Raw genomic sequence first — 12,195 nt, 5'->3', positions numbered from 1 at the left:
CCCTTCGGCGCCTTGAGGCCGTGCAGGTTGTTGTCGCTACCGCAGCCGGTCGACGTCATTCCCACGATCACCGCCGTCGACGCCGCGGCTGCCAGCGCTCTGCGCACCGCGTCGAGCTTCACTGATCTCGCTTTCGCCACTAATTTTTTCCCGCGACCGAGTGTCCCGGCTGGGGTGTCGGGCTTCGGTGAAACTATGCCTCAGGTGTAGCCGGAGCCCGCCAGAGGCGTAAACGCCGGGTGAACACGTCAGGCGTTGTCGCCGCCACGCGCGTATGCGGTATCGACGCTGTACTGCCTGAACCCCAGGCGTCGATACGTCCGCAGCGCCGCAGCGTTGTCCGATTCAACGTAGAGCATCACCGTGGGTTCGTCGGCGCCGGCCAGGCCTCGCGCCAGGTGCGCGATGCCCACCGCGGTGAGCAGGCCGCCCAGCCCGCTGCCCTGCGCCGAAGGGTCGACGCCGAGAATGTAGACCTCGCCGAGACCGGCTTTCTCGGGGTGCACTTTCGTCCAGTGGAAGCCCAGCAGGGTGTTCGTCTGCTCGTCGAAGGCCATAAACAACCCGTCGGGGTCGAACCAGGGTTCGGCGCGCCGCTCGGCGAGGTCGGCAGCTGTCCAGCCGCCCTGTTCTGGATGCGTCGCGAACGCGGCGTTGTTGACCCGCAACAGTTCGGCGTCGTCGGCGGTGCCGGCGTAGGTGCGGATGCGCACGCCGTCGGGCGGTGCGGCCTCATCGATGTCGCGCAACGAGCGGCGCATCTGCACGAGTTCCCGAACCGGCACCAAACCCAGCGCCGACGCGGTCGCCTGCGCCGGTTCACGTGTCCCGTGTGCCCAAAAACGGTTAGCGCCAAGGGTTCTGGATAAGGCGGCCCGGATCATCGCAGCGCCGATACCGTGCCGGCGGGCTTGCGGATGCACCACCAATTCGGCCATCCCGGGCCCATCGTCATTCCCTGTGGCCAGATTCAGATAGCCGACAATTTTCCCGCCGTCAGCGCTCACCAGATGTTCGGTGCTGTGCTTGGCCAACTCCCGCAGAACTTGTTCACCGACGGGTGCCACCAGATCGAATTCAGTTGCCGCAGCGACAAGTTCGCGTATCTGCTGTTGCTCGTCGGTGTCTAACGCGGCCCGCCACTTGGGCGCCGTCACTGGCTGTGCAGCGGATCGGCCAGCGGCTCTTGGTAGTTGTCCGAGTCGGGCTCGTCGGCGTCGGCGGGCTCGCTGCTCGGTGGCCGGCCGCGGGTGGGGCGGACCGCCTTGTAGCCCACGTTGCGGACCGTGCCGATCAGCGATTCGTACTCCGGTCCGAGTTTGGCGCGCAGCCGTCGTACGTGCACATCGACCGTACGGGTGCCACCGAAGAAGTCGTATCCCCATACCTCGTGCAGCAGCTGCGCGCGGGTGAATACCCGACCGGCGTGCTGGGCTAAGTACTTCAGCAGCTCGAACTCTTTGTACGTCAGGTCAAGTGGGCGCCCACGCAGTCGGGCGGTATAGGTGCCCTCGTCGATCACCAGTTCGCCGAGGCTGATCTTGCCGACGCCCTCCTGGTCCTGCAGGTTGCCTCGCCGGCCGATGAGCAGTCGCAGCCGGGCATCGATCTCGGCGGGCCCGGTGCCGGGGAGCAGGATCTCGTCCAAACCCCAGTCGGCGTTGACGGCCACCAAGCCGCCCTCGTTTACCACGACCACCACCGGGATCGAGCGGCCCGTCGAGCCCAGCAGGCGGCACAGACCGCGCGCTGCCGGCAGGTCCAGGCGCGCGTCGACGATCAAAATGTCGGCGCTGCCCGCTTCCAGCAACGAAGAAACATCGGGCGGAGCCGTGCGCAGCGTGTGGGCGAGCAGCGATAAGGACGGCAGAACTACGTCCGGATTCGGCTCTGCGGTTAACAGCAGCAGGTCCAAGAATGCCCCTCCAGCTCGTGGGAAAGGCGTCTCCCAAAATTCATCGCGGGATACGAAGTTTAACGGCCAGGTCATTAAACGATAGCGTGCGGCCTAGTCCTGCGCGCGGTGACGAGGCAGACCAGCGCGGTGACGATGCACACCGAAACGAGCCGGTGGGCCACACTATGCGGATGCGTAAAGCGCTGGTTGGTGCGGCGGCGGTGTTGCTGACCATTGTGGTCGTGCTCCTTGCAGCCACCGGCGTCGACTTCGGGACCAGCATCTACGCCGAATATCGGCTCTCCCTCACAGTGCGCGAAACGGCCCACTTGGACTTCGACCCGTTCGTCGCGATCATCGCCTTCCCGCTCATCCCACAGGCGATGCGCCACCGGTACGAGGATGTGGAGATCAAGGCCAGCGCGGTCGCGCGTCCAGTGATCGGCAGGGCCACGCTCGAGGCCACCATGCACTCGGTCGACCTGACCGACTCGTCGTGGCTGTTCAGACCAAATGCCAAGCTGCCGATCGGCGAACTGGAGAGCCGCATCATCATCGACTCGCGGCATGTCGGCCACTACCTGGGGATCCGCGACCTGCTGGTCGAGGCACCCGCCAAGGACACCAACGACGCCTCCGGCGGTACCACCAAGTCCGGCATCTCCGGTAACCACGGCCTGGTGTTCAGCGGCACCCCAGTCGCGGCGCACTTCGACAAGCGGGTCAGCGTCGCCGTCGACCTCTCGATGGCCGGCGACGACAACACCACGCTGGTGTTCACCCCTACCGACGTGCTCATCGGCCCTAACACCGCCAACGAACGAGTGCCCGACGATAAGCGCGAGGCGGTCCTGGCCGCGTTCGCCGGCAAACTGCCCGACCAGAAACTGCCGTTCGGTGTCGCGCCGACGACCCAGGGGGCGCGGGGTTCGGACGTGATCATCGAGGGCATCACAACGGGATTAACGATCACCCTCGACGGGTTCAACCGGGCGTGAGCTCAATGATGTTGCCGCATCCGCCCGGGAAGGCATCGGGCCAGTGACTGCCGCAATTCTCGCGGTTGTGGCGGCGCTGGCGTTGGCCGGCGTCATCGGATGGCTGATGACCCGCCGGGCCGGTGACGTCCGGGCGGCCGGCTCGAACACGGCTGACGACATCGACACCAGCGACCTGGGCCTGTCCGCCGACGGACCGACCGTCGTGCATTTCAGCGCCTCGTGGTGCGGGCCGTGCATTCAGGTGCGCCGCGTCGTCAACCAGGTCTGCGACGACCTCGGTGACGTTGCGCACGTAGAGATCGACATGGATGCGAATCCGGACGCGGCGCGACGTCTTTCGGTGTTGTCGTTGCCGACCACGTTCATCTTCGACGCCGGCGGCCGGCAGCAGTACCGCGCCACAGGTGTCCCGAAAGCCGATGACCTGCGATCGGCACTGACCCCACTGTTGGCTTCATGACGTCGCCATTGGGTAAGGTGCATGACGTGTCCGCCCGCGTCGAGCTCATGCTCACCAGTCGCCGTGCAGTTGATCTGTGCCGCGTCGCGGGCTGCTGCTGTTGTTGTAGCTGCTGAGTAGCCGCGCCTTTTCGCGCCGCGCTCGGAGCAGCCAGAAACCCCCGTGGCGCGCGCCGCCACAAAAGTCGTGCATAGAGCAATTCAGGAGCAGCATGATGTCGAACACCAAGACCCCCGATCAGGTCGATGTGCGGGGACCGCGTTTTGCGGCCTGGATCACCACCGCCGTCCTCGTGATCACCCTGCTCATCTCCGGTGTCAACCCGCTGGCCGCCGCGATCATCGTCGGCGTTCAGAGTGTCGTCTTCGCCATCGGCGCGATCGCCGGGCCGCGACGCCATCCGTACGGCCTGGTGTTCGCCAAGCTCGTCGCGCCGCGGCTGAGTCCGGTTCGCGAGCGTGAACCCGTTCCCCCGCTGAAGTTCGCCCAGCTGGTCGGCCTGATCTTCGCCGCCCCGGCGGCAATCGGATTTGCCACTGGCGCTTCCCTGTTCGGCGTTGCACTCACCGCGGCGGCGCTGGTAGCCGCGTTTCTCAACGCAGCCTTCGGCATCTGCCTGGGCTGCCAGCTCTACCCGCTCGTGGCGCGGCTGAAGCCGGCCCACAGCACCTCATAGCGATCGAAAGGATCCCCCATATGGCACGCGCCGACGTCCTGGTCTCCGCCGACTGGGCCCAGAGCAATCTCGATGCCGATCACGTTGTCTTCGTCGAGGTCGACGAAGACACCAGCGCCTACGACGACGGCCACATCGCCGGAGCGGTCAAGCTGGATTGGCGTACCGATTTGCAAGACCCCGTGCGGCGCGACTTCGTCGACGCACAGCAATTCTCCAAGCTGCTAAGCGACCGTGGAATCGCCAACGGCGACACCGTGGTTCTGTACGGCGGCAACAACAACTGGTTCGCCGCCTACGCGTACTGGTACTTCAAGCTGTACGGCCACGAGGACGTCAAGCTGCTCGACGGGGGCCGCAAGAAGTGGCAGCTCGACGGACGGGCGTTTTCCACCGAATCGGTGGACCGGCCGGCCACCAGCTACACCGCGAAGTCCGCGGACAACTCGATCCGGGCCTTCCGCGACGAGGTGCTGGCCGCGATCAACGAGAAGAACCTGGTCGACGTGCGCTCGCCGGATGAGTTCTCCGGCAAGATCCTGGCGCCCGCCCACCTGCCGCAGGAGCAGAGCCAGCGGCCCGGCCACATCCCGGGCGCGATCAACGTGCCGTGGAGCAAGACCGCCAACGACGACGGCACATTCAAGCCCGATGACGAGTTGGCCAAGATCTACGCCGACGCCGGCTTGGACGGGTCGAAGGAAACGATTGCCTACTGTCGGATCGGGGAACGTTCGTCGCACACCTGGTTCGTCTTGCAGGAATTGCTGGGACACCAAAACGTCAAGAACTACGACGGCAGTTGGACCGAATACGGCTCCCTGGTGGGAGCCCCGATCGAGTTGGGAAGCTGAACATGTGCTCTGCGCCAAAGCAAGGACAGACTCTGCCGGCCAGCGTCGACCTGGAGAAGGAAACAGTCATCACCGGCCGCGTGGTGGATAGCTCCGGTCAGGCCGTGGGCGGTTCGTTCGTGCGGCTGCTGGACTCCTCGGGCGAGTTCACCGCCGAGGTCGTCGCATCGGCCACCGGGGACTTCCGGTTCTTCGCTGCCCCCGGGTCGTGGACGCTGCGTGCGCTGTCGGCCGCCGGTAACGGCGATGCGATCGTCGAGCCGAAGGGCGCGGGCATCCACGAGGTCGACATCAAAATCTCCTGACCGGTTCGCCGCACTAGACTCGTCGTCGTGGTTCTGTTCTTCGAGATCATGCTTGTCGCGGCCGTCGTGGTCATCTCCTGGTTCGCGCTGTACACGCTGTATCGGCTGATCACCGACGAATCGTGACCGCCGGCGACGACGCAGAGCGCAGTGCCGGCGATGACGATTCGGGCCGTTCACCCGGTTCCGCCGACCGTGCGGTGGCCGCCGCGCTCGCACGCGCCAAGCTGACCGCGACCCGCAACATTCCGGTCTTCGACGACCTGCCTGGCCCAGCCGATACCGCGAATCTGCGCGAAGGCGCCAATCTGAACGACGCCCTGCTGGCGTTGCTGCCGCTGGTCGGCGTGTGGCGCGGCGAAGGCGAAGGCCGCGGCGCCGGCGGCGACTACCGGTTCGGGCAGCAGATCGTGGTCTCTCATGACGGCGGTGACTACCTGAACTGGGAGTCCCGGTCCTGGCGGGTCACCGATACCGGCGAGTACCAAGCACCTGACTTGCGTGAAACCGGTTACTGGCGCTTCGTCAACGAACCCGACGACCCGTCCGAGTCGCAGGCCATCGAATTGCTGCTGGCGCATTCCGCCGGTTATGTCGAACTGTTCTACGGACGTCCGCTCAACCAGTCGTCGTGGGAATTGGCCACCGACGCCTTGGCGCGCAGCCGGTCGGGCGTCCTGGTCGGCGGAGCCAAGCGGCTTTACGGCATCGTCGAGGGTGGCGATTTGGCTTACGTCGAGGAGCGGGTGGACGCCGACGGCGGGCTGGTGCCGCACCTGTCGGCGCGGTTGGCGCGGTTCGCCGGGTGACGACCCAGCTCATATCGCTTGCCGCAGAACGTGTTTGGAATTAGGGGCTGACCCTGGAAAATGGGCAGCCCCCGAGCCGTAGTTCCAGGTTGGACGAACCGGAGGCTCGGGGGCCGGGTGACTGCGGGGAATTCGCCAGCGCGCGCAGGTGATTCCTCGCCTGGTGCAGCTAGCGGGCAGCCACCTCACATGTCCAATAAGCTATCAATTTCTCGGACCACCTCCTCTCCTGTGTACTGGCGAAGGTACCCGCCGCGCGTCACGCCGACAACCGATTTCACCGATCGCTGACAATGGCGGCGTCGACCAGCTCGGCGAACTCGGCCGCCATGGGCGCTCGTGGCAGCGCCCGGCCGTCGAGGGTATGCACTCGCGCAGCCAGCGTCATGCTCGACACGAGCCAAATTCCCTGTGCACCAAATAGATCTGCGACGCGCATGGCGCGGTAGTCGCAGTCGTACCCTTTGGCGCGGGCAACCCCGAAGAGTGCCTGCTGTGTGGTGCCGCGCAGGATCGGATACCACGGTGGCGGCGTCAACAGGCACACGCTGCCGGCGGCTCCCTCACCGGCGGTGGCGATCACCACGGTCGAGCGTGGGCCTTCCAGGATGTAGCCGTCCGAGCTGACGAAGATGACATCGCCGGCGCCGTGGCGGTCGGCATGGCGCAGGGCGGCCATGTTAATCGCGTACGACAGCGTCTTGGCACCGGCCAGTAACCACGGCATCGCCTCGACACCCGCCGACGGCAGCTCGCGAGGCAGGGTCACCGCGGCCAGTCCGTCGCGCCGGGTGGCTGCGATCCGCTCGGCGACCAGATTCACCGTGACGAAGGCGGTCGGCGCCGAACCACGTTCCCGGCCGCGGCTGTAGGCCAGCCGCATCGCACCTTCGTCGGCGGTGTCGCGCACCCACTGTTGTGTCGCCACCTCGATCGCGTGCCGCCAGGCCATCAGGTCCGGCTCCGGTAGGTCGAGCAGTTTCGCCGAGTGGCCCATTCGGCTCAGATGCGCATCGACCAGGCATGCGCGGCCGTCGCGGACCAAGAGTGTTTCGAAGACGCCGTCGCCGCGCACCGCGGCGAGGTCGTCGGCAAACAGCAGCGGTGCGCCGGGCGGGTGGACCTCGCCGTCGAGCGTCACGATCACGCCCGGGTGGCCAGTCATGGGTCAGAAGCCTATCGCCGCGGACCCGTAGAGTTGGTGTGTGTCCGCAGTCCCCGCCCCCGAATCCGGCCCCGACGCCGGCGCCATCTGGCACTACGGCGACCCGCTGGGCGAGCAGCGCGCCGGCGAAACCGGTGCCGTCCTGGTGGATCGGTCACATCGCGGTGTGCTGACCCTGACCGGCAACGACCGGCAAACCTGGCTGCACAGCATCTCGACGCAGTTCATCAGCGAACTTCCCGACGGCGCGAGCACACAGAACCTCAGCCTCGACGGGCAAGGGCGAGTCGAAGACCACTGGATCCAGACCGAGCTCGGCGGCGTCACCTATCTGGACACCGAGCCGTGGCGCGGCGAACCGTTGCTGGACTACCTGCGCAAAATGGTGTTCTGGTCGAAGGTCACGCCGGAGCCGGCCGACCTGACAGTGCTCTCACTGCTGGGACCGCAGCTGAGTGAGCGAGCGGTGCTCGACGCACTCGGACTCGACGCGGTGCCCGACGCGATGACGGCCACGCCAATGACCGGCGGCGGGTTCGTGCGCCGGATGTCTGAGGCGCGCCCGGCCCAGATCGAGTTGGACGTGCTCGTCGACCGTGGCGAATCCGCCGAGCTGCAGCGGCGGTTGACCAGCGCCGGAGTGCGCCCGGCTGGAGTCTGGGCCTACGAGGCGCACCGGGTGGCGGCGGTGCGCCCACGGCTTGGCGTCGACACCGACGAGCGAACCATCCCGCACGAAGTGGGCTGGATCGGCGGTCCGGGACTAGGCGCCGTCCACTTGGATAAGGGTTGTTATCGGGGTCAGGAAACCGTTGCCCGAGTGCATAACCTAGGCAAACCGCCGCGCATGCTGGCGTTGTTGCACCTCGACGGGTCGGTGGACCGGCCGGCCACCGGTGACGCGGTGCTGGCCGGCGGGCGCGCGGTCGGCCGGCTTGGAACCGTGGTCGACCACGTCGATCTGGGCCCGGTGGCCCTGGCGTTGCTGAAGCGGGGGATACCTGCCGATACCGCCCTGAGCACCGGCGGCGGAGGGGAAGTCGCGGCGATGATCGACGCCGCATCGCTACCGGCAGTCGACGGCCCCGGCGCCGGTCGGGTAGCCCTCGAGCGGCTGCGGGGAACGGCCCGATGACAGTCCAGACGGGTAGCGGGGCGCAACAGCATGCAACCACCGGGCACGGTAAACTGTCGTCAGGACAATAAAGACAAATGATCGGAGCCGCCTACTTGTTGGGCCGCTCCGTTATTGCGCGAGGGGGTTCCCCCATGGGCCGTGGCCGGGCTAAGGCGAAGCAGACGAAGGTCGCTCGAGACCTTAAATACAGCTCACCGCAGACCGATTTCGATCGGCTACAGCGTGAGCTGTCCGGGTCGGACGGTGATGACGCCGACCAGTCGGAGGGCGACGATCCCTGGCGTGACGATTACCGCTAGGACTGTCCGCGGCCCACGGTGTTGCCGGGCCGAAATCTAGAACCTTGGGTGCTGCCCGACGAGTTTTGCTCGCGGACCGCCTTTTCCACCCTTGTTGATCGTGCCCAGCACCCAGCAATCCAAATGCCGGGCGGTCAAGATCGCCAGCGCGCGGTCGGTGTCCTCGGGCGCGACGACGGCGATCATGCCGACGCCCATGTTGAAGGTCTTTTCCATCTCGGCACGCGAGACCCGGCCGCGCTGGGCGATCATCGCGAACACCGGTGCCGGCGTCCAGGTGCCGCGATCCACGTCGGCCACCAGTCCATTCGGGATGACGCGTTCGAGGTTTCCCGCCAGGCCGCCGCCGGTCACGTGGCAGAACGTCCGGACCTGGGTTTCGGCGGCCAGCGCCAGACAGTCCTTGGCGTAGATGATGGTCGGCTCGAGCATTTCCTCGCCCAGGGTGCGGCCGAACTCCTCGACGTAACCGGCCAGGTTGCCCCGGTCGATCTCCAGTAAGACCTTGCGCGCCAGCGAGTATCCGTTGGAGTGCAGGCCCGAGGACCCCATCGCGATGATGACGTCGCCCGGTTTGACCCGTTCGGGCCCGAGCAGGTCGTCGGCTTCGACCACGCCGACGCCGGTGGCCGAGATGTCGTAGTGATCGGGCTCAATCAGGCCGGGGTGCTCGGCGGTCTCACCGCCGAGCAGCGCGCAGCCCGCGCGCAGGCACCCTTCGGCGATACCGCCGACGATCGCGTTGAGCCGCTCCGGCACGATGCGGCCGAGCGCGATGTAGTCCAGCAGGAACAGCGGCTCGGCTCCGCAGACCACCAGGTCGTCGACCACCATCGCGACCAGGTCCAGGCCGACGGTGTCGTGCTTGTCCATTGCCTGTGCAACTGCCAGCTTGGTACCCACCCCGTCGCTGGACGCCGCCAGCAAAGGTTCGCGATAATCGTTGCGCAGCGCGAAGAGTCCAGCGAATCCGCCCAGCTTGCTGAGCACCTCGGGTCTGGTCGCTTTCGACGCGAGCGGCTTGAACAATTCGACCGCGCGGTCCCCGGCTTCGATATCGACTCCGGCCGATGCATATGTCACGCCCGGGGCAGCCGGGTCTTTTCCGCGGTCCGTCATCGCGATAAAGGCTACCGGTCGACACCCGGCGCGGGTATCTCACACTCGTGCAAAGACAACGTAAAACTATGGAGTGCGTAGCACGGCGGCCTGCTCTGCCTCCGGCGACAGCTCGAGGTCCGCGATGTCGGTGCGCGCGGCATTGGCGAGCATGTGCTCGATGACGTTTTTGCCGAGCGCGGTCTCGCTGGGAAGTTCGATCGGGTACCGGCCGTCGAAGCAGGCCGAGCACAGCCGCGACGTGGGTTGCTCGGTGGCGGCGATCAGACTCCGTAGCGAGATGTATCCCAGCGTGTCGGCGTTGATGGCATGCCTTACCGCTTCGAGCATTTCGTCTTCGTCTTCAACGGCGTTGGCGATCAGCTCGGCCGGCGACGGGAAGTCGATGCCGTAGAAGCACGGCCATTTCACCGGTGGTGACGCGATCCGCACATGCACCTCGACCGCGCCGGCTTCCCGCAGCATCCTGACCAGAGCACGCTGAGTGTTGCCCCGCACGATCGAGTCGTCGACGACGATGAGCCGCTTGCCGCGGATGACTTCCTTGAGCGGATTTAACTTCAACCGGATTCCGAGCTGGCGGATGGTCTGCGACGGCTGAATGAATGTGCGCCCGACATAGGCGTTCTTCATCAGGCCTTGGCCGTAGGGGATGCCGGATTCCTGCGCATAGCCCACGGCGGCGGGCGTGCCGGATTCCGGGACACCGATCACCAAGTCGGCATCGATCGGGGATTCGCGAGCCAGTCGTCGGCCGATCTCCAGCCGGGCGCCGTGCACCGACCTTCCGGCGATCGTGCTGTCCGGCCGCGCCAGGTAGACGTACTCGAAGATGCAGCCCTTGGGCTCGGGGTTGGCGAAGCGGGTCGACCGGACGCCGTCGGCGTCGATCGCCAACAGCTCGCCCGGCTCGATCTCGCGGACGAACGAGGCGCCAACGATGTCCAGCGCGGCGGTTTCCGACGCGACCACCCAACCGCGGTCCAGCCGTCCCAGACACAGCGGCCGCACACCCCACGGGTCGCGCGCGGCGTACAGGGTGTTCTCGTCCATGAACGTCAGACAGAACGCGCCGCGGACCGTCGGCAACAGTTGCAGCGCTGCCTGTTCCAGGCTGGAGTCGGCCGCGCCGTACGCCAGCAACGCGCCCAGCACGTCGGAGTCGGTGTTGGCCGCACCCGGTGCCCTGGAGTTGATCAGTCCGGCTTCACGCGCACGGGTGACCAGTTCGGCGCTGTTGACCAGATTGCCGTTGTGCCCCAACGCCACTCCGGTGCCCGCCGCAGTGGTACGGAAGACCGGCTGGGCGTTCTCCCAGGTGGGCTGGCCGCTGGTGGAATATCGGCAGTGCCCAATAGCGACGTGGCCTTCCATGGCAGCCAGCGTCTGCTCCTCGAAGACCTGGCTCACCAGGCCGAGATCCTTGAACACCAGCACCTGCGAACCGTCTGCGACCGCGATGCCGGCGGCTTCCTGGCCCCGGTGTTGCAGCGCGTAGAGGCCGAAGTAGGTCATCTTGGCGACTTCTTCGCCGGGGGCCCATACGCCGAATACGCCGCATTCTTCGCCGGGTGGGTTTTCGTCGGGTACGGGCTCTTGGACGGTCACGGTGCGGCGGCTCCCTGGCGGGCGGATGGTGACTTGATGAAGTCTACGGAAACGGCAGGCGTGTCAGCGAATTGATCCGGCGTGTTGCGCTATCTCATAGCCGATTTCCGCAGCTCAGGAGCCCCACACTGTGCCACGTGTCGCATATGCCACAGCGGTCCCTAGCTGGCTCAGCAGAGCAGTTACCCCGCCGCCCGATCGTCGAGTGCCTGATATGCGGCGTTGTAGCCGGGAGTAAAGGTGATACCGGGGCCGCCGTGGCACCCGGCGCTTGCCAGATACAGTCCTTCAACCGGAATCGGCAGGTCGATGAAGCCCTTGGGTCCTGGCCGGTTCGGCCCCATCAGGTCCGGATGCAACAGGCCGTGACAGAAATCGCCCGCCGGGGCGCCGAACATCGTCTGCATGTGATACGGCGCGAACGTGATGTGCCGGATGACGATGTCCCGGAAGTTGGGCGCAACGCGGGTGATCTTCTCGATAACCCGTTGCGCCATCTCATTTTTCAGACGCCCGTGCTGGTCTCGCCCGGCTTCGACGGGAAACGCATACGCGTACGCGCTCGCGGCCTGCTTGCCGGGCGGCGCCAGACCGGGGTCCATGCAGGACGGTATCTGCATGCCGAGGGACGGATTGTCGGGCACCAAGCCGCGGGTGCACATCTCCCACTGGCGCTGCTGTTCTTCGGGTGAGCCGAAGATCCCGATGGACTGCTGCATACCTGGCTCGTTGAGTAGCTCGTAGGGCGGAGCGAACTCCGGCAGGCCGTCGAGAGCGAAGTGCATCTGGATGAATGCCGCGCGGTGGTCGCGACCGCTCAGCCTGGCGATCAAGTCCGCGGGCAGGCACTCCGCACCGACGAGA

15 protein-coding genes are annotated in these 12,195 nt (G+C 66.3%); 9 read left to right on the top strand and 6 right to left on the bottom strand.

Annotated features, from left to right (window positions below; genetic code table 11):
* Positions 1 to 248 precede the first annotated feature (248 nt).
* Both mshD and VGH54_RS24100 read right to left on the bottom strand, forming a co-directional pair.
* Positions 249 to 1,157 carry a mycothiol synthase gene (gene mshD / locus VGH54_RS24105; protein WP_331514637.1) on the bottom strand — a complete coding sequence of 303 codons (909 nt, stop codon included), beginning with the start codon at positions 1,155 to 1,157 and terminating at the stop codon, positions 249 to 251.
* Positions 1,154 to 1,915, bottom strand: coding sequence for a response regulator transcription factor (locus VGH54_RS24100; protein WP_331514636.1), 762 nt, complete (start codon positions 1,913 to 1,915; stop codon positions 1,154 to 1,156). The genes mshD and VGH54_RS24100 overlap by 4 nt, the downstream gene beginning before the upstream one ends.
* 167 nt (positions 1,916 to 2,082) lie before the next feature.
* Here VGH54_RS24100 and lmeA point away from each other — a divergent pair, with 167 nt between their 5' ends.
* The 7 genes from lmeA (at position 2,083) to VGH54_RS24070 (ending at position 6,002) form a co-directional block, all read left to right on the top strand.
* The gene (gene lmeA / locus VGH54_RS24095) at positions 2,083 to 2,895 is read left to right on the top strand and encodes a mannan chain length control protein LmeA (protein WP_331514641.1); all 813 of its coding nucleotides are present in this window, start codon (positions 2,083 to 2,085) and stop codon (positions 2,893 to 2,895) included.
* Between the two features lie 106 nt (positions 2,896 to 3,001).
* Entirely contained in the window at positions 3,002 to 3,358 is a 357-nt protein-coding gene (locus VGH54_RS24090) for a thioredoxin family protein (RefSeq protein ID WP_331514640.1), read from the top strand.
* The gene (locus VGH54_RS30110; protein ID WP_414688786.1) at positions 3,355 to 3,474 is read left to right on the top strand and encodes an Ms5788A family Cys-rich leader peptide; all 120 of its coding nucleotides are present in this window, start codon (positions 3,355 to 3,357) and stop codon (positions 3,472 to 3,474) included. Before VGH54_RS24090 ends, VGH54_RS30110 begins: the two co-directional genes overlap by 4 nt.
* A 98-nt stretch (positions 3,475 to 3,572) precedes the next feature.
* A complete protein-coding gene (locus VGH54_RS24085; protein ID WP_414688785.1) occupies positions 3,573 to 4,034 on the top strand; it encodes a DUF4395 domain-containing protein in 462 nt (153 codons plus the stop codon).
* Between the two features lie 20 nt (positions 4,035 to 4,054).
* The gene (locus tag VGH54_RS24080; RefSeq protein WP_331514634.1) at positions 4,055 to 4,888 is read left to right on the top strand and encodes a sulfurtransferase; all 834 of its coding nucleotides are present in this window, start codon (positions 4,055 to 4,057) and stop codon (positions 4,886 to 4,888) included.
* Between the two features lie 2 nt (positions 4,889 to 4,890).
* Positions 4,891 to 5,193: a DUF1416 domain-containing protein gene (locus VGH54_RS24075; protein ID WP_331514633.1), complete on the top strand. Its 303-nt coding sequence runs from the start codon at positions 4,891 to 4,893 to the stop codon at positions 5,191 to 5,193.
* Positions 5,194 to 5,315: 122 nt separating this feature from the next.
* Positions 5,316 to 6,002: an FABP family protein gene (locus tag VGH54_RS24070; RefSeq protein WP_331514632.1), complete on the top strand. Its 687-nt coding sequence runs from the start codon at positions 5,316 to 5,318 to the stop codon at positions 6,000 to 6,002.
* Positions 6,003 to 6,279: 277 nt separating this feature from the next.
* Here the strand turns inward: VGH54_RS24070 and VGH54_RS24065 are convergent, their stop codons facing one another.
* On the bottom strand, positions 6,280 to 7,149 hold the full coding sequence (locus VGH54_RS24065) for an aminodeoxychorismate lyase (RefSeq protein WP_331514638.1): 870 nt from the start codon (positions 7,147 to 7,149) through the stop codon (positions 6,280 to 6,282).
* A gap of 58 nt (positions 7,150 to 7,207) precedes the next feature.
* On the opposite strand from VGH54_RS24065, the gene VGH54_RS24060 reads away from it, so the two are divergent.
* Together VGH54_RS24060 and VGH54_RS24055 are read left to right on the top strand one after the other, a co-directional pair.
* A complete protein-coding gene (locus tag VGH54_RS24060) occupies positions 7,208 to 8,302 on the top strand; it encodes a folate-binding protein YgfZ (RefSeq protein ID WP_331514631.1) in 1,095 nt (364 codons plus the stop codon).
* A 134-nt stretch (positions 8,303 to 8,436) separates the two neighbouring features.
* Complete coding sequence (locus VGH54_RS24055) at positions 8,437 to 8,604, top strand: DUF3073 domain-containing protein (RefSeq protein ID WP_331514630.1); 168 nt, start codon at positions 8,437 to 8,439, stop codon at positions 8,602 to 8,604.
* Between the two features lie 36 nt (positions 8,605 to 8,640).
* On the opposite strand, the gene purM is transcribed toward VGH54_RS24055, so the two are convergent.
* The 3 genes from purM to VGH54_RS24040 form a co-directional block, all read right to left on the bottom strand.
* On the bottom strand, positions 8,641 to 9,723 hold the full coding sequence (gene purM / locus VGH54_RS24050; protein ID WP_331514629.1) for a phosphoribosylformylglycinamidine cyclo-ligase: 1,083 nt from the start codon (positions 9,721 to 9,723) through the stop codon (positions 8,641 to 8,643).
* 66 nt (positions 9,724 to 9,789) lie between these two features.
* A complete protein-coding gene (purF, locus tag VGH54_RS24045) occupies positions 9,790 to 11,331 on the bottom strand; it encodes an amidophosphoribosyltransferase (RefSeq protein ID WP_331514628.1) in 1,542 nt (513 codons plus the stop codon).
* Positions 11,332 to 11,513: 182 nt separating this feature from the next.
* Positions 11,514 to 12,195: phytoene desaturase family protein (locus tag VGH54_RS24040; RefSeq protein WP_414688784.1), on the bottom strand; the 682-nt coding region annotated here is incomplete at its 5' end.

Origin of the sequence: Mycobacterium sp. (genome assembly GCF_036488105.1) — a bacterium.
Lineage (GTDB): Bacteria > Actinomycetota > Actinomycetes > Mycobacteriales > Mycobacteriaceae > Mycobacterium.
The sequence above is the reverse complement of the archived record's forward strand: the minus strand, read 5'-3'. Positions and strand labels throughout refer to the sequence as shown.

What these genes read in the sequence shown, in the direction of transcription:
- VGH54_RS24055 (WP_331514630.1), top strand. Translation starts at nt 8,437, where the DNA reads ATGGGCCGTGGCCGGGCTAAGGCGAAGCAGACGAAGGTCGCTCGAGAC.
- VGH54_RS24080 (WP_331514634.1), top strand. Translation starts at nt 4,055, where the DNA reads ATGGCACGCGCCGACGTCCTGGTCTCCGCCGACTGGGCCCAGAGCAAT.
- lmeA (WP_331514641.1), top strand. Translation starts at nt 2,083, where the DNA reads ATGCGGATGCGTAAAGCGCTGGTTGGTGCGGCGGCGGTGTTGCTGACC.
- VGH54_RS24090 (WP_331514640.1), top strand. Translation starts at nt 3,002, where the DNA reads ATGACCCGCCGGGCCGGTGACGTCCGGGCGGCCGGCTCGAACACGGCT.
- purM (WP_331514629.1), bottom strand. Translation starts at nt 9,723, where the DNA reads ATGACGGACCGCGGAAAAGACCCGGCTGCCCCGGGCGTGACATATGCA.
- VGH54_RS30110 (WP_414688786.1), top strand. Translation starts at nt 3,355, where the DNA reads ATGACGTCGCCATTGGGTAAGGTGCATGACGTGTCCGCCCGCGTCGAG.
- VGH54_RS24085 (WP_414688785.1), top strand. Translation starts at nt 3,573, where the DNA reads ATGTCGAACACCAAGACCCCCGATCAGGTCGATGTGCGGGGACCGCGT.
- VGH54_RS24075 (WP_331514633.1), top strand. Translation starts at nt 4,891, where the DNA reads ATGTGCTCTGCGCCAAAGCAAGGACAGACTCTGCCGGCCAGCGTCGAC.